Here is a 17,414-nt window from a genome sequence, read left to right on the forward strand (position 1 = left end):
ATGGATAGAACCATTCAGCAAGTCGCGGACTGGCTCGGTATCAGCACGGAATGGAGGGACATCCGCATCAAAGGTGTCTCGATCAATACACGGACGCTGAAACCGGGCGAATTGTTCATCCCCTTCCGGGGGGAGAATGTCAATGGGCACCGGTTCGTCCGCCAGGCGATCGAGCTGGGGGCGAGCGCGGCCCTTTGGCAGCGCGATGAGCCGGATCCCCCCCCGGGACTCCCCCTCTTGATCGTGGACGACGCCGAAGAAGCGCTTCAGCAGATGGCGCGCGCGTACCGGGCGGAACTGAAAGCGACGTTCATCGGAATCACCGGTTCGAACGGTAAAACATCGACGAAAGACCTCGTTGCAAGCGTTCTTTCCCCTTACTTCAATGTCCAGAAAACACAGGGCAACCTGAACAATCAGCTCGGTCTTCCGATTACGATTCTGTCATTGGAAGAAAACGTGAATTACGCCATTCTTGAAATGGGAATGAGCGATTTCGGCGAGATCGAATTTCTGTCGAAACTCGCCCGGCCCGACTATGCCGTCATTACGAATATCGGTGAAGCCCATATACAGGATCTCGGTTCAAGGGAAGGGATCGCCCGGGCGAAATTCGAAATCACGGCCGGCCTGCCGAAACAAGGGAAGCTTTTCTACGATGGCGATGAGCCGCTCCTCGTTCCATACGTCGAAAATTGGACACAGGCTGTTTCGTTCGGGTTCGGCCCGGATAATGAACTGTCGGTCACGTCCGTCCGCGCTACGGAAGAAGGAAGTGAATTCACGGTCAACGGGCTGATTGATGAAACATTCACCATTCCGGTGCTCGGCCGGCACCAGGCGAAAAATGCGCTTGCCGCAATCCTGCTGGCACTTGAAGCGGGTCTGGAAGCCGAAGACATCCGGCGCGCCCTCAAAAAAGCGCAGCTGACCGATATGCGGATGCAGCCGGTGCGCGCCGAAGCGGGCGCCGTCTTCATCAATGATGCGTACAATGCAGCGCCGACATCCATGAAAGCGGCTCTTCAGTTTTTGGAGGATGCCAGGATGAAACCGGAAAAATGGGCGGTTCTCGGCGATATGCTGGAACTCGGAGAGGATGAACGGACTTACCATGAAGCGGTGGCGGAACAGCTGCCGAAGAACCTGACCGGCCTGCTGCTCTACGGCCCCAGAATGAAATGGCTGTATGAGCGGCTCGATGGGTCATTCGACGGGCAGCTGATCTGGAGCGGGGAGGACATCCAGCCGATTACGGAAACGCTCAGAAAATCGCTGAATGAAGATGCGCTTGTCCTCGTAAAGGGGTCGCGCGGTATGAAATTGGAACGCGTCATCGAGCCTTTTGTCAAAGAGGGGGAATAAACCCGGACGGCGGCAACTGAGCAAAACCATTGCACCGGCCCCGGCTGCGTGTTAAGCTGTTTAGAGCAATGGATACATTTGAGACCACTCTTCCTTATTGAAGGGGTCTTTTTTTGAGTAAAACGGTTTGTGCCGGGCGGGTCAGTCGACTTCGCAGGCTGAACCGCTCGGCAATGACCGGGCTTTTCCTATTCACACATCCCTCCGCCCGCCGTTCGGGCGGAGTATGATTTTCGACGTGAAATTTCCTCGTTAAAGGCTCGAACTTGCCGCTATTTCATCTAGAATGTAACCCATTTGTGAAAAAAGATGAAGGCAAAGGAGATTGAAAAAATTTGGTAAAATTTTCAGAGTTAAACATTAGTGAGGCAACTTTAAAATCCATCCGCCGTATGGGCTTTGAAGAAGCGACACCGATCCAGGAAGGGACCATCCGTCTTGGGCTGGAAGGGAACGACATCATCGGTCAGGCGCAGACAGGGACAGGTAAAACTGCTGCATTCGGTATTCCGATGATTGAAAAAATCGATACAAAGAACGGCGATATCCAAGGTCTGGTCATCGCACCGACACGGGAGCTCGCGATTCAAGTTTCGGAAGAACTTTACAAGCTGGGGCGTGACCGCCACGTCCGCATCCTGTCCGTATATGGCGGTCAGGAAATCGGGCGCCAGATCCGTGCGCTGAAAAACCGGCCGCATATCATTGTCGGGACACCGGGACGGATCCAGGATCACATCAACCGCCGGACACTGAAGCTCGAGAACGTCAATACGCTCGTGCTTGATGAAGCGGATGAAATGCTGAACATGGGCTTCATCGATGATATCAAGGCGATCCTTACAAGCGTTCCGTCCGAGCGTCAGACTCTCCTGTTCTCCGCTACAATGCCAGATGCAATCCGGCGCATTGCGGAACAGTTCATGAAAGACCCGGAAGTCGTCAAGATCAAATCGAAGGAAATGACAGTCGAAAACATCGAACAGTTCTTCGTCAAGGCGCATGAACGCGAAAAGTTCGATGTCCTGTCACGCCTCCTGAATATCCATCAGCCGGAACTCGCGATCGTCTTCGGACGCACGAAGCGCCGTGTCGATGAGCTGTCCCAGGCGCTCAGCCTGCGCGGCTATCTTGCAGAAGGCATCCACGGCGACTTGAGCCAAGCGAAGCGCCTGTCCGTGCTGAAGCAATTCAAGTCGAATAAAATCGATGTCCTGGTGGCGACAGACGTCGCGGCTCGCGGCTTGGATATCTCGGGCGTTACACACGTCTATAACTTCGATATCCCGCAGGACCCGGAAAGTTATGTCCACCGGATCGGCCGAACAGGCCGTGCCGGTAAAAAAGGTGTGGCAGTCACTTTCGTGACGCCGCGTGAAATGGGCTATCTCCGCATTGTGGAAGATACGACGAAAAAGCGCATGATGCCGCTTCGTCCGCCTTCATCCGATGAAGCGCTTCTCGGCCAGCAGAAACTTGCAGTGACGCAGCTGGAAGAGATGGTCGCAAAAAACAGCCTGGATGATTACCGGGCATTCGCAGAAAACCTGCTTGAAAACAACGATGCTGTCGACTTGATCGCAGCAGCGCTCAAAACGATGACGAGAGAGCCGGATGATACGCCGGTATCGATCACCGAAGAGCGTCCGCTTCCTTCACGCGGCAGCAAAGGCCGCGGCGGGTACAAAGGCGGCAGCAAAGGCGGCTATAAAGGCGGCAAAGGCGGTAAAAGCAGCGGACGCGGCAATTACAAAGGCGGACGCTCTTCTGACCGCAGCGGCCGTCCAGGACGCTCGCGCAGATCTGAATATTAATCGGCACCTAATGCCGCCTCCTGTTCCAGGGGGCGGTTTTTTTACGTTCAATCACAAAAAACCGTAAAACCCGTGTTAAAAAGCAGTGAATCATGATAAAAAGCGTTCCTGTCTTTATTGCATCAGCTTTGAAAGTCGGAATCCGTTACAATGGAGAAGAGGTGAAACGTTTTGTCCGTCTGGACGTATTAAAAGGCAGGATGATGAAATGGAGCGATACATAACATGGAAAATCAGCCGAAAAATCATATTTCCCGTAAAGGCCTCACCGTATGGCGGCTGTACGGAGTTATACAGACGGCCGTACTGACGCTCCTGGCGGCGGGGGGAGGCACAGCGGTTTTCTTTTTGGATGGGCCATCTTGGCTTTACGCTGTCCTTGCAGCAGTACCGCTGCTTTATGGATTCTTTGCCATTTATTTATTTCCGAAGATCCGGTGGGAAAGATGGCGGTACGAGGTGCGGGAACAGGAGATCGAGCTGCAGCATGGACTGTTCATCGTCAAGCGTACGCTCGTGCCGATGGTGCGCGTGCAGCATGTCGATACGCAGCAAGGTCCGATTCTCAGGAAGTATGGCCTTGCGGCGATATCCATTTCGACAGCGGCCACCGTGCATACCGTGCCGGCGCTTGTAAACGGTGAAGCGGACGAGCTGCGGCAGCGGATTTCCGTCCTGGCAAGGGTGGCGGAAGATGATGTCTGATACGCGTTACCGGCTTCATCCTATTTCCGCGCTCCTCAATTTTCTCAAAGGGCTGAAGGAGCTGGTGCTGCCATTCCTGATCTTGTTCGGCGCCAATCTGCTGCAAGGAGAAGGGCTGCCGGGGCGTGACCTCGAATCGCTCATCACCTATGGCGCCGGCGCTGCAGTTCTCTTGTTCCTCCTTGCAGCCGGCATCATCAAGTGGCGGCGGTTCGTCTATTGGTTCGAGGAAGGGGAACTGAGGATCGAATACGGACTGTTTGTCAAAAAGAAGCGCTACATTCCATTCGAACGGATCCAGAGCCTGGATTACACCGAAGGGATATTCCATCGGCCGCTCGGTCTTGTGCGGGTGAAAGTGGAAACTGCCGGCGGTCAGGGGGAGGGGGCCGAAGCGGAACTGACGGCGGTGCCGAGAGCCGATGCTGCGCGGATCGAAGAAGTGATTGAACACGCGAAAAACCGGGTGCTTGGTAATGGCGTCTCCAAAGAAACAGCCGGCGAAACGGCGGTTGCGGAGGAAAATCGGAGGGAAGCGGCACGGGAAATTTACCGCATCTCTTCAAAAGAACTTCTGATCCTCGCTGCCACCTCAGGCGGAATCGGTGTCGTTCTGTCGGGCCTAGCGGTATTCCTCACACAGTTCTCTGAAGTGATTCCATACGAGATGATCTACAGCGAAGTGATGGTGTTTCTGCGTTTCGGTGCACTCATCGTCGCGCTCACCGTTTTCATCAGTCTGTTGATCATCTGGCTGGTATCTTTGGCACTCACCATTTTTTCGAATTACCGGTTCACCATCTTGGCGAACGATGAGAACATCATCATCACGCGCGGGCTGCTCGAGAAAAAACGGATCACGCTGCCTTTTAAGCGGATCCAGGCGATCCGCGTGACAGAGAACCCGCTGAGGGAGCTGTTCGGCTACGCCGCTGTCACGGTTGAAAGTGCAGGAGGATCGGCGGCGGAAATGGGCGGAGAGAAAATCCGGCTGCTGCCGCTTGTGAAAAGACGGGATATGCTGCCTGTGCTGGAAAGACTGTTCCCGGAGACGGACTGGTCTCCCGAATTCTTCAAAGCACCGCCGCGGAGTGTCCGCTTTTATTATCGAGTGGACTTTCTGTGGATCCTGCCCGGCGCAGCGGCGCTCAGCTACTTCTTTTTCCCGTACGGGCTGCTCGCGTTCCTCGCTGTTCCGCTCAGTGTGGCACTCGGCATCTGGCAGCACCGGACGGCCGGCTGGTCGGCCGGCAGACGGCAGCTGACGCTCCGGACGAGAGCGATCAGCAAGCAGACGATGTATGTGATGCGCAAACGGATCCAGTCGGCAGAGGTCCGGCAAAGCTGGTTCCAAAGCCGCAAAAAGGTGGCGACGATCCAAGTGACGGTCAAATCCGGCATCCTTGGGGCGGCTGTCCGTGTCGAGCACTTGGAAAAACAGGATACGGAACGGATCATGCAGTGGTTCCGGCCGCAGCCGGACAAGGAGCAGGAAGAATCGCCGATACAGAAATAAGACCAGCCGGGCTTTCCGGCTGGTCTTATTTGATCCGTCTGATATTCCTGTTTCCGGATTTCTTTTTCCAGCTGACGATGCGCTTCGGATGGAAATAGCTGAGCCCCAGCAGGAAACCGGCGAGCAGGCCCGCGATGTGGGCAGTGGCATTCACATTTGGTGTGAGGAAGGTCATGATGACACTGATGACAAGGATCGGCAGAAGAATCTGCCTGAGCTGGGGAAGTGCCCGTCCGCCGTAATAAAGAAGCGCTCCGAAAGCCCCGAAGATGCCGAAGATTGCGCCGCTTGCCCCGACATGCGTATACGCCGGCGGGTGCAGGAAAAAGGTGGCGAATGATCCGAAGATGCCCGCGATCAGATAAATGGTCAGAAAGCGGACCTTGCCGGTCAGCCGCTCCAATTCCGGACCGAACAGGAACAGCGAAAACATATTGAATAGCAGATGCATGAATCCCGCATGAAGAAAGACCGGCGTAATAAACCGCCAATACTCCCCGTCGGCAATCGCCGCATTGTAGCCGATGCCGAACAGGATGATCCGGTCGCCGATGACCGGCAGGAACCCGAGCAGGAAAATGAGGACGTTCAGCGCGATGAGCGCGGATATGACCGGATACATGCGGATATACTGGGAGAAGCTTTCATTTCTAATGAACATGTTGTCACCTCGAATAGTCGAAAGTCCGCTTCACGATAAGGCGGGTCTGATAAAAAAATCCGTTAAAAGGCTGCCAATTCGTATTATACTGGAATGAGCCGCAATTGAAAGGAGAAGACGCTTTGATTACAGGAATCGGGCTGGACATTGTGGAATTGGAAAGGATCCGGAAACTGGACAAGCGATCTGCCCGGCTGCGGCAGCGGGTGCTGACGCCTTCGGAACTCGCGCAGTATGAGACTCAACCGCCGGCCAGGCGTGCGGAATTCCTCGCTGGAAGGTTTGCGGCAAAAGAAGCATTCGCGAAAGCGCTTGGCACCGGAATTGGCCGCGCATGTTCATTTCAGGATATTGAAATCAAAAAAAACAGGGACGGGCGGCCGCATGTTCTGTTCAGACAGCAGCGGGAAGCGCTTTTGTCCATCACGCATACTCATGATTATGCGGCAGCACAAGTGCTGCTGCAGTCTTCGGAAGGCTGGGAATAGTATGGCAGAAATATACAGACCGACAAAAGCAGAAGTGGATCTCGACGCCATCGCCCGGAACCTTAGGATGATCAGGAGATCGGCAGGCGATCCGATGGTCATTGCGGTCGTGAAGGCAAACGGTTACGGACACGGAGCGGCGGAAGTGGCACAGAAGACGCTTGAAAACGGAGCGGAAATGCTCGCAGTGGCGACACCGGATGAAGCGCTCCACTTGCGGAGTGCGGGGATCGATGCAGATATACTCGTCATGGGGGCTTCACCGGTCTCTTTCATTCCGGCGGCACAGAAAAACGGCATCATCCTGACCGCCTATTCCATTGAATGGATTCAGCAGGCGGCCGCAGTCTCCGGTGAGTTCCGGGTGCACTTGAAAGTGGATACCGGCATGGGGCGGATCGGTATCCAGCCGGCTGAAGCGGAGGAAGCGCTGGCATTGCTGCAGAGAACGCCGTTTCGGCTGGAAGGGATTTTCACTCATTTCGCGACGGCGGATACAGCGGACAGCCCCTTGTTCCGTGAGCAAGTCGCCAAATTCAAAGAAGTGCTGAAAAAAACCGGTGACGGACTGATGGTCCATGCCTCGAACAGCGCCGCCGCACTCCTCCACCCGGAAGTTTCGTTTGATGCGGTGCGAGCCGGAATCGCCATGTACGGGATCAATCCGTCCGGTTATGTGGAAAGCGAGCTCGGAAGTCCGCTGCAGCCGGCTCTTACCTTGTCCACGGAAGTGATCCACGTGAAAAAACTCCCCGCCGGGAGCCCGGTGAGTTACGGCGCGACTTACCGGACAGAACAGGATGAATGGATCGGCACCTTGCCGATCGGATATGCAGATGGCCTGCTCCGTGCGCTGCAGGGGCAGGATGTCCTCGTCAGAGGGGAGCGCGTGCCGATCGTCGGGCGGATCTGCATGGATCAATGCATGGTCCGGCTGCCCCGTGAAATCAAACCCGGAACTCCGGCGGTGCTGCTGGGGATGCAAGGAGACGAACGGATCCGGGCAGAGGAATGGGCCGAACGGCTTGGGACGATTCCGTATGAGATTCCATGCATGCTGACTGCCAGAATCCCCCGTTTTATCCGCTGAAGGGAGCAAATTTCCAAATTGTCCTTTTCAATAGCCCCGGGCAGTGATAAGATGAAGTCACAGGTTTGATGAACGGGGAACTGTGGGAGGTATCAGCTGTGAGCGAAAACGCAAAGACAAAAGAAGTGATTGTGAAGCTGCCGAAGACGATGGTATCGGAATTGACTGCCTGCACGCACGAAAGCGTGGAGGAGATCGGCGATTACGTTTACGTGTCGACACAGCGGGTAATGAGAACTACGTACGGTTCAAATCACATTCGGGAAGCGATGATCAAGGGCTACGTGGAGATGTCACAGATCAATCTTTCGATTGCCTGTGAGTGTTCCCACGCGGAATACGAAGCGGAGCATACGACAGTGCGACTCGTAAGCGGAGGGTGACAACTTGATTGTAAAACGCGGAGACGTTTTTTTTGCAGAGTTATCACCAGTGGTCGGTTCCGAGCAAGGCGGAACCCGGCCTGTTCTGGTTATCCAAAACGACATAGGCAACCGCTTCAGCCCGACAGTCATCGTGGCGGCGATCACAGCGCAGATCCAGAAAGCGAAGCTGCCGACTCACGTTGAAATCAGCGCGAAAGCGAACGGATTTGAACGTGATTCGGTCATCTTGCTTGAGCAGATCCGCACCATCGACAAATCGCGGCTGACCGATAAAATCACTCACCTCGATGACGGGCTGATGGAAAAAGTGGATGAAGCGCTCGAAGTAAGTGTCGGCCTTGTAAAATTTTAACTATACATAAGAACAGGTCACCGGGAAAAGTGGATTTCCGGTGATTTTTTTTGCATTTGGAGCACTGAATGGCAAAAAAGGTGAGAAACAAGCAGTTTTCCGATACAATGAATTTATGGAATTATTCATGTACATACGATTACATACCATTTGAGGAGGATTTTTGAATACGATGAATGAAAAAGTCGCTAATTTCATCCATGAGCACTTGGACGACATACTGCCGGACTGGCAGGAAAAGCTTTCAGGAATAGACGAGGAAGGATCGTTCCAGATGCTGTCGGCGGATATGCGCCGGCAGACCAGCCGGGAATTCGCGGAACTCATGCTGACCAACCTGTCAGAAAGCCATCAGGCATACGAGAACCGGCTGAACGATTTTTCAGAAAAAGTGGTTCGGCTCGGATGGTCGATCACATTCGTGACACGGGCCGTCGATCTGTTTGCCGAGCACATTTTTTTGGTGATGGAAGAAAAGGGATTTATTAATAAGGACGACGTACGCGCGTATGTCGAGGTGTTCGCCAACTGGCTCCGCCCGATGCGCAACAGCATCATCGAAGCTTATTCGAAGACATGGGAACGGACAGTGAGCCTCCAAAAAATCGCACTTCAGGAACTTTCAGCTTCGCTGATCCCGGTTTTCGATAAAATTTCGGTCATGCCGCTCGTCGGGACGATCGATACAGAACGGGCCAAGCTGATTATGGAGAACTTGCTCCAAGGTGTCGTGAAACATCGCGCGGAAGTGGTGCTGCTCGATATCACGGGCGTTCCGGTTGTGGACACAATGGTGGCACATCATATCATTCAGGCAGCTGATGCCGTGCGCCTCGTAGGTGCAAAATGTATGCTGGTAGGCATCCGGCCGGAGATCGCGCAAACGATTGTTACCCTTGGAATCAATTTGAACGACTTTACGACGACGAGCACGCTGCAGCGCGGCGTCGAACAAGCGCTGGCCCTGACTGACCGGAAAATTGTGGAGGTGGAAGAATGAACGTACGCATACCGATTTTGAAACTGCGAGATTGCCTGATTGTGTCTATCCAGTGGGAGCTTGATGATCAGACCGCCATTCAGTTCCAGGAGGACCTCCTGAAGAAACTGCATGAAACGAGTGCCCGCGGAGTCGTTATCGACCTCACGTCGATCGATTTCATCGATTCATTCATCGCTAAAGTCCTGGGGGATGTCATCAGTATGTCCAGCCTGATGGGGGCGCGGGTAGTCATTACAGGCATCCAGCCGGCTGTTGCGATTACGCTGATCGAACTTGGCATCCGTCTGGAAGATGTCATGACAGCCCTTGATTTAGAAAACGGTCTGGATAAACTTCAACTGGAATTGGAGGGCTAATATATGAGCAACCAGTCCTCAGTGGAAATTTTGACTGAATGGGATATTGTCGCAGCCAGACAGCTCGGCCGCAACGTGGCGAAAGAGCTGGGCTTCGGGACAGTAGACCAGGCCAGAATCACGACGGCCATCAGCGAACTTGCCCGTAATATCTATTTATACGCAGGGCAGGGGAAAATCGAGATCCAGCGGGTCACTGAAAAAGGACTCAATGGCATCATGATTATCGCAACCGATAACGGTCCGGGCATACCGGACATTAGGAAAGTGATGGAAGACGGTTTTTCCACTTCGGGCGGTCTTGGAGCCGGACTTCCGGGCGTTAAGCGCCTGATGGACGACTTCAGAATTGATACCAATTTAGGGGAAGGGACCGATATCCGCGCGACAAAGTGGCTTAGATAGGAGGAAGCTGAGTGGTTCAGATCATTGAAAGCCAATATAAGGAAATTTTGGCGCGGTACATCCGGGAGCAGTCGGAGCAGAATCTGTACGCAGGTCAACGGTTGAGCCGCCAGTTTCTCCAGGAAAACGTCCAGCCTGAAGAAGTGATCAGCATGCACAAAGCGGCACTGGAGGAACTTCATGGCGAACTTCCTGCAGAAGTATGGCATTCATTCGACCTGCTCGTCGAAATGATGATCAGCTACGGAATGGCCAACAGGGAGCGTCAGAGCCTTGTGAAAAAACAGGAAGAACTCCGGGTGGAGATGGATTTGGCGGCGCATGTGCAGGATACCTTGCTGAAAACGGACCGGCCGGACGTGGAGGGGCTCGATATCGGGGTCGTTTCCATTCCGTCCCGCGCGATGAATGGCGATTACATATACTTTGTGTATGACGATGAAGGCTCGGCCGGTGTAGCGGTGGCGGATGTCATCGGAAAAGGCATTCCGGCAGCACTCTGCATGTCGATGATCAAGTTCGGCCTGGACAGCTTGGATAACGCCGCTGCCAATCCGAGCGAGGTATTGGGCGTCATTAACCGGATCGTGGAGAAGAGCATCGATGATGCCATGTTCGTCTCCATGTTCTACGGGAAGTATAACGCGGAAAACGCTGTCCTGACTTTCGGGAGTGCGGGTCATGAACCGGCCATTTTGTACCGGGCGGAAACTGACCGGTTCGAGGAGTTGCGGGCGAAGGGTCTTCTCCTCGGTGTTTCACCAAAAGCGAAATACGAAGACCGGGACGTCCAGCTGCGGACCGGTGACCTGGTCATCGCTATGACGGACGGCGTAACAGAAGGCCGGACGGAGGCGGGCTTCATCGATCAGAGCATCATTTTCGACATGGTCCGTGAAAAGAAAGAAGCCGGCGCGCAAGAGATTGCAGAATATCTATATGAGGAACTCAGCCGGATGCAGCAGGCAGATCTGCGGGATGACTTTACACTCGTCATTTATAAAAAAAGCTGATCGGTGTTTATTCGGCAGGTTCAGCGGGTATTGAAGTCAACAGCGTGTTTATTCAATTTTTTAAACGGATAACGTACTGAATCCATATTGAAATAAACCACTAATGACAAGTGAAAACAGGGGTGTCGACTACATGAACATTCAAGTGGAACTGCACGAGGATAATAAAAACCTGACAGGCGTCGTACGGGGGGAAATTGATGCGCATACAGCGCCGGTTCTCCGGGAACGTCTGGAAGCCCATCAGGACCAGGAAGGCCTGAATGCGGTCATCGATTTATCAGGAGTAAATTACATGGACAGCACCGGTCTGGGTGTATTCGTGGCATTTTTCAAAGCGCTCAATGCAAAAGAAGGCCACGTCAAACTGACCGGTCTTTCCGCGCGTTTAAAACGTCTTTTTGACATTACCGGCCTTGGAGACATCATGGACATTGAATCAGCAGAAAAAGGTGGTAACTAATTATGCGCCCTTTTGACTACATTGAAATGCGGGTTCCGGCAAAACCTCAATATGTCGGTGTTGCCAGGCTGGCTATCTCTGGACTCGCCAGCCGTATCGGGTTCTCGTACGATGACATTGAAGATTTGAAAATTGCGTCGAGTGAAGCGGTGACGAATGCTGTCCAGCATGCATATAAAGATGAAGAGGATGGGGAAGTTGTCATCGGCTGCGCGCTGTACGGAGATAAAATCGAAATCATGGTGGCGGACCACGGCAAAAGTTTTGATTTCGAAGAAACAAAATCGAAAGTAGGACCTTACCACGAGCAGGAGGAAATCTCATTCATGCGTGAAGGAGGCCTGGGTCTGTACTTGATCGAGACCTTGATGGATGAAGTGAAAGTCCACCATCAAGAAGGTGTGACTGTATTCATGACTAAGCATGTCAAGCGAGAGCAGGTGGAAGAGGATGTCGAAACAGTCTCATCCTAATCAGCCGACAAAAGAACAAGTCTTGGAATGGATTGAAGCTTACCAGAAAGATGAAGACGAGGAAGCCCAGACGAATCTGGTCCTTCATTATGAGCGTCTCGTTGAATCGATTGCACGGAAATATTCGAACGGGAAGTCGTATCATGAAGACATTGCGCAAGTCGGCATGCTCGGACTTCTCGGTGCAATCCGCCGCTATGATCCGTCTTACGGCAGGAGTTTTGAAGCATTCGCAGTGCCGACGATCATCGGAGAGATCAAACGCTTCCTCCGGGATAAGACATGGGCGATCCACGTGCCCCGACGTATCAAGGAATTGGGACCGCGCATTAAATCCACGGTTGAACAGCTGACGATTGAACTGCAGCGATCCCCGCAGGTGTGGGAAATCGCTGAGTATCTCGACGTGGACGAAGATGATGTGCTGGAAGCCATGGAAATGGGGAAAAGCTATCAGGCGCTGTCCATGGACCATTCCCTGGAAGCGGATTCCGACGGCAGCACAGTAACGTTGTTCGATGTAGTCGGCCAGGAAGACCTGGGTTATGAGAAAGCGGATCAGCGCATGCTCGTCGCCAACGCGATGAGCATCCTGTCAGAACGGGAAAAGCAGATCATCCAGTACACATACATTGAACAGCTTAGCCAGAAAGAGGCCGGCGACCGCCTCGGAATTTCACAAATGCATGTGTCGCGTCTCCAGCGGAAAGCGATCAAAAAACTACAGGAAGCCATTCTGGCTGCCGGCGGGGTCACCTAAGTGGAAGTAATCCGCCATAAGTACGTGGATGTCTGCATCTATAACGCAGCCAAGAAAGGGAATTATGAATCTGGAGACAGCTATTTCACGATAGCGACAGATGAGTATTTCGTTTGTGCTGTTGCGGATGGTCTCGGGAACGGTCCGGTCGCCCGTCTGGCATCACAAGTGATCCCGACGATTCTGATGGAGCACCATCACGAAACAGTCGATGATCTGATGTCCCGCTTCAATGATGAAATGTTTCAAAAACGCGGTGCTGCGGTGGCGATGTTCAAAGTTTACTTCGGTGAAAAGCATTTCGATTATAGCTGTGTCGGAAATATCCGGTTTTATCTGTACAGACGGGAGACAGATGAACTCGTCTACCCGCTGCCGGTCATGGGCTATCTGTCGGGACGGCCGCAGAAACTGCGGACGCAGCGCTTTCCTTATTCGGCGGGTGATCTGTTCCTGATCCATTCAGATGGGGTGGAACTGCGTAATCCGAAATCAATGATGCGCCGTGCGGGGATACCGGAACAGCTGTACCGCGATATATTCAAAGCGATTGAAACTGGCGACGATGCCACCTTCATTACCGGAAGCCTTCTTCATTGAGAGGAGGCTTCTTTTTTTGTGGAGAAGGTTGCTGTATACTAAATGATTCAAGGGGTAGGGGATCGGACAGTAAGGCTCGGCAGGCAAATTACCGAAAGGTGTGGCGAGAAGATGGAAATGCAGAAATTCCATGGAATCATAGGGAAAGAGACCGGTCTTCAAGCGAAACAGGTCAGACAAGTCATCGCGCTTCTCGAGGACGGCAACACAGTTCCGTTCATCGCGCGGTACCGGAAAGAAGCGACCGGCTCGCTCGATGAAGTGCAGATCAAGGCGATCAGTGACCGCTATACATACCGGATGAATCTCGAGTCAAGGAAGGATGAAGTCATCCGACTGATCGAAGAGCAGGAACAGATGACAGAGAAACTCCGGACTGACATCCTGAGCGCGGATGTGCTTCAGCGGGTGGAAGATCTGTACAGGCCGTATAAACAGAAACGGCGCACGCGGGCTTCCGCCGCAAAAGAAAAAGGGCTGGAACCGCTGGCGGATTGGCTGATGCTCCACAGTCGGGACATCAGGCGGAAAGCTGCCGAGTTTATCGGACCGGAAGGAGCGCAGGATCCGGATGAAGCGCTTCAGGGCGCCCGTGATATTCTGGCGGAACAATTTTCAGATGACGCGGACATCCGGGAGAAAATCCGGGACGTCACCAGGAAGCAGGGAGTGATCCGCTCCGCTTTAAAGAAAGACGGGACGGATGAGAAGCACGTCTTCGAAATGTATTACGAGTATGAAGAGCGCGTGTCGGCGATTGTGCCTCATCGGATTCTTGCGATGAACCGGGGAGAAAAAGAAGGGGTGCTGAAAATCAGCATCGAACCTCCTGCAGACACCATCCGGCGGATCATGAAAAACAAATGGCTGAAACGCCATGCTGCGGCACAGGAAGTGGAGCAGGCGATTGAGGACAGCTATAAGCGGCTGATCCAGCCGGCGGTCGAACGTGAAATCCGCACCGAATTGAGTGACAGAGCGGAAGAACAGGCAATCCACATTTTTGCTGAGAACTTGCGAAGCCTGCTTCTGCAGCCTCCGATGAAAGGAAAAATGGTGCTGGGGGTGGATCCGGCATATCGGACCGGATGCAAGCTGGCAGTCGTAGATGATACCGGCAAGCTGCTTGAAGTGGCAGTTATCTATCCGCATCCCCCAAAAGCGAAACCGGAAGAGGCGAAAAGAAAACTGGCGGATTTGTTGAAGAAGTACCCTATTGAAATCCTCGCCATCGGGAATGGCACAGCTTCCCGGGAAACGGAACAATTTGTGGCCGGATTCTTGAATGAAACCCGAACAGACGCTGCTTACGTCATCGTCAGTGAAGCGGGCGCCAGTGTTTATTCCGCTTCAGACATTGCAAGAGGGGAATTCCCGGACCTCCAGGTGGAAGAACGGAGCGCCGTTTCGATTGCGCGCCGGCTGCAAGATCCGCTTTCCGAACTTGTGAAAATCGATCCGAAGGCGGTTGGTGTCGGTCAGTATCAGCATGATGTCTCCCAGAAAAAATTGGCTGAACAGCTGACGTTCGTTGTTGAAACGGCGGTGAACCAAGTCGGTGTGAACGTCAATTCCGCTTCGTCCTCACTGCTGCAGTATGTGGCCGGTCTTAATAAAACAGTCGCGGATAATATTATTCGTGTACGCAATGAAAATGGCCGCTTCACATCCCGTCCGCAGCTGAAAAAAGTTCCCCGGCTGGGTGCAAGAACGTACGAGCAGGCAATCGGATTCCTCCGTATCCCGGATGCGAAGAATCCGCTGGATGCGACAGGCATCCATCCGGAAAGCTATGAGCTGGCCGGACAGCTGCTTGAGGCAGCGGGGGCTTCGAACAAAGATATCGGCAGTCCGGAACTGGCAGGGAAAATCGGCTCGGTCGATCTGGGATCGCTGAGCGCGGCGACGGGGGCAGGAGAAATAACGCTGAAAGATATTTTGGATACCCTCAAAAGGCCGTCCCGCGATCCTCGGGAGAATTTCCCGCAGCCGATTTTGAAGAAGGACGTTCTAAAGATGGAAGACCTCCTCCCAGGAATGGAATTGCAGGGAACCGTCCGGAACGTCGTCGATTTCGGTGCATTCATTGATATCGGAGTGAAGCAGGACGGACTTATCCATATTTCGAAACTGAAAAAAGGCTTTGTGAAACACCCGCTCGACGTCGTGAAGACAGGAGAAGTCGTGACTGTATGGGTGGATGGAGTCGATGCGGGAAAAGGGAGAATCTCCCTGACCATGCTGAAACCCGAAGACCAGGAATGAGAATAGGAGGGCGGGGCGTGACTGATGAAGAGCTGACTGAAATCATCCGGGAAATTTCACGGAATGTCTTTTCCCGGCCCTTCCGACATCAGGCTTACTTTAACAAACGGCTGCGCACGACCGGCGGACGCTATATGCTCCGTACGCATGCAATTGAAATAAACCCCGCGTCTTATGAGAAGTATGGATTTGCCGAACTCGAAGGTATTATTAAGCATGAACTATGTCACTATCATCTTCATATAGAAGGAAAAGGCTACCGGCATGCCGATGCTGATTTCAGGGAACTGCTGGATAAAACTCGTGCCCCGCGTTACTGCAGGCTCCCGGCAGCGAGGAACAGAAGGAAACGGAGCACTCTCTATATGTATCAATGCCTTGATTGCCGCACAGCATACGAACGCAAGATCCGAATGAACACAGAAAAATACCGCTGCGGCAAGTGCCACGGCCGGCTCCAGATAATCATAAAATGAAATAAAATAAAATGGCTAATAACTATTGACGATTCCAGTTATGCTCTCTATAATAGAAAAAGTCGATTAGTTATCAAATCCATTCCGAAGTAGCTCAGTGGTAGAGCAACCGGCTGTTAACCGGTTGGTCGTAGGTTCGAATCCTACCTTCGGAGCCATTTGTGGCCCCTTGGTCAAGCGGTTAAGACACCGCCCTTTCACGGCGGTAACACGGGTTCGAATCCCGTAGGGGTCACCATTTTCATCTTTCTTCAAGAGAATGAATAATCGCGTTTACGTCAGTGACGCTTCGAAAAGAACCTTTTGCAAGTAAGGGTGGAGCAAATCGCTGTACGAAGACAGCGATTAGCATCGACGGAGGCGAAGCCGAGGAAGATGCAACACGAGCAGCACGAAGGCTGCGAGTAACGCCGACGCAAGCGAAGCGCGGAAGGCGTCTATCACTACTATGCAAAACGCGTAGATGAAACAAAGTATCACTACTATTATTGTCGCGGGGTGGAGCAGTCCGGTAGCTCGTTGGGCTCATAACCCAAAGGTCGCAGGTTCAAATCCTGCCCCCGCAACCAACCGGTCCTGTGGTGTAGCGGTTAACATGCCTGCCTGTCACGCAGGAGATCGCGGGTTCGATTCCCGTCAGGACCGCCATTTTTTATAATTCATTTTGGGGCATAGCCAAGCGGTAAGGCAACGGGTTTTGGTCTCGTGATGCCTAGGTTCGAATCCTAGTGCCCCAGCCATTTTCGCTCAGAGGCAACTTCTTCCTCAAAGAAACGAGTAATGATAAAAAACTCCTTGACTTTCTGAGTTCGAAATCTTATACTAATAGTTGTCGCTTAAATAATATCATGCGGTCGTGGCGGAATCGGCAGACGCGCTAGGTTGAGGGCCTAGTGGGTGAATAACCCGTGGAGGTTCAAGTCCTCTCGGCCGCATCATTACATTTTAAGAGGCGCCCGTAGCTCAATTGGATAGAGCGTCTGACTACGGATCAGAAGGTTATGGGTTCGACTCCTGTCGGGCGCGCCATATTTTTATTTTCGCGGGTGTAGTTTAGTGGTAAAACCTCAGCCTTCCAAGCTGATGATGAGGGTTCGATTCCCTTCACCCGCTCCAATTAAAATGTGAACCTCGTTAAAAAGAGGTTGACACTTTTTTATTCTTAGGGTATACTTTTAGAGCTACGCTAAGAAGAGCGATAGACTGAACCTTGAAAACTGAAC

19 protein-coding genes and 8 tRNA genes are annotated in these 17,414 nt (G+C 52.8%); 26 read left to right on the forward strand and 1 reads right to left on the reverse strand.

The annotated features are described in order from the left end of the window. From CCE92_RS03615 to CCE92_RS03630, 4 genes are all read left to right on the forward strand, one after another. Positions 1-1,365 carry a UDP-N-acetylmuramoyl-tripeptide--D-alanyl-D-alanine ligase gene (locus tag CCE92_RS03615; protein WP_088006161.1) on the forward strand — a complete coding sequence of 455 codons (1,365 nt, stop codon included), beginning with the start codon at positions 1-3 and terminating at the stop codon, positions 1,363-1,365. 335 nt (positions 1,366-1,700) lie between these two features. Then, positions 1,701-3,179: a degradosome RNA helicase CshA gene (gene cshA / locus CCE92_RS03620; protein ID WP_088006162.1), complete on the forward strand. Its 1,479-nt coding sequence runs from the start codon at positions 1,701-1,703 to the stop codon at positions 3,177-3,179. A 225-nt stretch (positions 3,180-3,404) separates the two neighbouring features. Next, positions 3,405-3,884, forward strand: a complete 480-nt coding sequence (locus CCE92_RS03625; protein WP_088006163.1) for a PH domain-containing protein — start codon at positions 3,405-3,407, stop codon at positions 3,882-3,884. After that, positions 3,874-5,400, forward strand: a complete 1,527-nt coding sequence (locus CCE92_RS03630) for a PH domain-containing protein (RefSeq protein WP_241535861.1) — start codon at positions 3,874-3,876, stop codon at positions 5,398-5,400. Before CCE92_RS03625 ends, CCE92_RS03630 begins: the two co-directional genes overlap by 11 nt. A gap of 25 nt (positions 5,401-5,425) precedes the next feature. On the opposite strand, the gene CCE92_RS03635 is transcribed toward CCE92_RS03630, so the two are convergent. Then, entirely contained in the window at positions 5,426-6,061 is a 636-nt protein-coding gene (locus CCE92_RS03635) for a rhomboid family intramembrane serine protease (protein WP_088006164.1), read from the reverse strand. A gap of 122 nt (positions 6,062-6,183) precedes the next feature. Between CCE92_RS03635 and acpS the strand changes: the two genes are divergently transcribed. From acpS to CCE92_RS03745, 22 genes are all read left to right on the forward strand, one after another. Next, complete coding sequence (gene acpS / locus CCE92_RS03640) at positions 6,184-6,549, forward strand: holo-ACP synthase (protein ID WP_088006165.1); 366 nt, start codon at positions 6,184-6,186, stop codon at positions 6,547-6,549. Between the two features lies 1 nt (position 6,550). Beyond that, positions 6,551-7,639, forward strand: a complete 1,089-nt coding sequence (gene alr, locus CCE92_RS03645; RefSeq protein ID WP_088006166.1) for an alanine racemase — start codon at positions 6,551-6,553, stop codon at positions 7,637-7,639. A 98-nt stretch (positions 7,640-7,737) separates the two neighbouring features. Next, positions 7,738-8,022 carry a transcriptional regulator gene (locus CCE92_RS03650; protein ID WP_088006167.1) on the forward strand — a complete coding sequence of 95 codons (285 nt, stop codon included), beginning with the start codon at positions 7,738-7,740 and terminating at the stop codon, positions 8,020-8,022. Between the two features lie 4 nt (positions 8,023-8,026). Beyond that, positions 8,027-8,377, forward strand: a complete 351-nt coding sequence (locus tag CCE92_RS03655) for a type II toxin-antitoxin system PemK/MazF family toxin (protein WP_088006168.1) — start codon at positions 8,027-8,029, stop codon at positions 8,375-8,377. 172 nt (positions 8,378-8,549) lie between these two features. Then, the gene (rsbRA, locus tag CCE92_RS03660; protein ID WP_088006169.1) at positions 8,550-9,377 is read left to right on the forward strand and encodes an RsbT co-antagonist protein RsbRA; all 828 of its coding nucleotides are present in this window, start codon (positions 8,550-8,552) and stop codon (positions 9,375-9,377) included. After that, entirely contained in the window at positions 9,374-9,736 is a 363-nt protein-coding gene (gene rsbS, locus CCE92_RS03665; RefSeq protein ID WP_088006170.1) for an RsbT antagonist protein RsbS, read from the forward strand. Before rsbRA ends, rsbS begins: the two co-directional genes overlap by 4 nt. A 3-nt stretch (positions 9,737-9,739) precedes the next feature. Continuing rightward, positions 9,740-10,141 carry an anti-sigma regulatory factor gene (locus tag CCE92_RS03670; RefSeq protein ID WP_088006171.1) on the forward strand — a complete coding sequence of 134 codons (402 nt, stop codon included), beginning with the start codon at positions 9,740-9,742 and terminating at the stop codon, positions 10,139-10,141. 11 nt (positions 10,142-10,152) lie between these two features. After that, on the forward strand, positions 10,153-11,154 hold the full coding sequence (locus CCE92_RS03675; RefSeq protein ID WP_088006172.1) for a PP2C family protein-serine/threonine phosphatase: 1,002 nt from the start codon (positions 10,153-10,155) through the stop codon (positions 11,152-11,154). 133 nt (positions 11,155-11,287) lie between these two features. Continuing rightward, a complete protein-coding gene (locus CCE92_RS03680) occupies positions 11,288-11,617 on the forward strand; it encodes an STAS domain-containing protein (protein ID WP_088006173.1) in 330 nt (109 codons plus the stop codon). 2 nt (positions 11,618-11,619) lie between these two features. Next, a complete protein-coding gene (rsbW, locus tag CCE92_RS03685) occupies positions 11,620-12,090 on the forward strand; it encodes an anti-sigma B factor RsbW (RefSeq protein WP_088006174.1) in 471 nt (156 codons plus the stop codon). Next, positions 12,068-12,850 (forward strand): RNA polymerase sigma factor SigB, encoded by a 783-nt coding sequence (sigB, locus tag CCE92_RS03690; protein WP_088006175.1) that lies wholly within the window; start codon positions 12,068-12,070, stop codon positions 12,848-12,850. Before rsbW ends, sigB begins: the two co-directional genes overlap by 23 nt. Beyond that, positions 12,851-13,450, forward strand: a complete 600-nt coding sequence (locus CCE92_RS03695) for a PP2C family serine/threonine-protein phosphatase (protein ID WP_088006176.1) — start codon at positions 12,851-12,853, stop codon at positions 13,448-13,450. Positions 13,451-13,561: 111 nt separating this feature from the next. Further along, positions 13,562-15,715 (forward strand): Tex family protein, encoded by a 2,154-nt coding sequence (locus tag CCE92_RS03700; RefSeq protein ID WP_088006177.1) that lies wholly within the window; start codon positions 13,562-13,564, stop codon positions 15,713-15,715. A 17-nt stretch (positions 15,716-15,732) separates the two neighbouring features. Then, complete coding sequence (locus CCE92_RS03705) at positions 15,733-16,191, forward strand: SprT family protein (protein ID WP_088006178.1); 459 nt, start codon at positions 15,733-15,735, stop codon at positions 16,189-16,191. A gap of 83 nt (positions 16,192-16,274) precedes the next feature. Further along, positions 16,275-16,349, forward strand: a tRNA-Asn gene (locus CCE92_RS03710). 5 nt (positions 16,350-16,354) lie between these two features. Further along, a tRNA-Glu gene (locus tag CCE92_RS03715) sits at positions 16,355-16,429 on the forward strand. A 254-nt stretch (positions 16,430-16,683) separates the two neighbouring features. Continuing rightward, positions 16,684-16,760 (forward strand) — tRNA-Met (locus tag CCE92_RS03720). Positions 16,761-16,763: 3 nt separating this feature from the next. After that, a tRNA-Asp gene (locus CCE92_RS03725) sits at positions 16,764-16,839 on the forward strand. A 17-nt stretch (positions 16,840-16,856) separates the two neighbouring features. After that, positions 16,857-16,931, forward strand: a tRNA-Gln gene (locus tag CCE92_RS03730). 110 nt (positions 16,932-17,041) lie between these two features. Then, positions 17,042-17,126: transfer RNA gene (locus tag CCE92_RS03735), tRNA-Leu, on the forward strand. A gap of 17 nt (positions 17,127-17,143) precedes the next feature. Further along, positions 17,144-17,220, forward strand: a tRNA-Arg gene (locus tag CCE92_RS03740). A 13-nt stretch (positions 17,221-17,233) separates the two neighbouring features. Beyond that, positions 17,234-17,307 (forward strand) — tRNA-Gly (locus CCE92_RS03745). The last annotated feature ends 107 nt before the right edge of the window (positions 17,308-17,414 follow it).

The organism is Indiicoccus explosivorum, from assembly GCF_002167005.1.
GTDB lineage: Bacteria > Bacillota > Bacilli > Bacillales_A > Planococcaceae > Indiicoccus > Indiicoccus explosivorum.

What these genes read in the sequence shown, in the direction of transcription:
- CCE92_RS03615 (WP_088006161.1), top strand. Translation starts at nt 1, where the DNA reads ATGGATAGAACCATTCAGCAAGTCGCGGACTGGCTCGGTATCAGCACG.
- CCE92_RS03625 (WP_088006163.1), top strand. Translation starts at nt 3,405, where the DNA reads ATGGAAAATCAGCCGAAAAATCATATTTCCCGTAAAGGCCTCACCGTA.
- CCE92_RS03630 (WP_241535861.1), top strand. Translation starts at nt 3,874, where the DNA reads ATGATGTCTGATACGCGTTACCGGCTTCATCCTATTTCCGCGCTCCTC.
- CCE92_RS03635 (WP_088006164.1), bottom strand. Translation starts at nt 6,061, where the DNA reads ATGTTCATTAGAAATGAAAGCTTCTCCCAGTATATCCGCATGTATCCG.
- alr (WP_088006166.1), top strand. Translation starts at nt 6,551, where the DNA reads ATGGCAGAAATATACAGACCGACAAAAGCAGAAGTGGATCTCGACGCC.
- rsbRA (WP_088006169.1), top strand. Translation starts at nt 8,550, where the DNA reads ATGAATGAAAAAGTCGCTAATTTCATCCATGAGCACTTGGACGACATA.
- rsbS (WP_088006170.1), top strand. Translation starts at nt 9,374, where the DNA reads ATGAACGTACGCATACCGATTTTGAAACTGCGAGATTGCCTGATTGTG.
- CCE92_RS03670 (WP_088006171.1), top strand. Translation starts at nt 9,740, where the DNA reads ATGAGCAACCAGTCCTCAGTGGAAATTTTGACTGAATGGGATATTGTC.
- CCE92_RS03680 (WP_088006173.1), top strand. Translation starts at nt 11,288, where the DNA reads ATGAACATTCAAGTGGAACTGCACGAGGATAATAAAAACCTGACAGGC.
- rsbW (WP_088006174.1), top strand. Translation starts at nt 11,620, where the DNA reads ATGCGCCCTTTTGACTACATTGAAATGCGGGTTCCGGCAAAACCTCAA.
- sigB (WP_088006175.1), top strand. Translation starts at nt 12,068, where the DNA reads ATGTCGAAACAGTCTCATCCTAATCAGCCGACAAAAGAACAAGTCTTG.
- CCE92_RS03700 (WP_088006177.1), top strand. Translation starts at nt 13,562, where the DNA reads ATGGAAATGCAGAAATTCCATGGAATCATAGGGAAAGAGACCGGTCTT.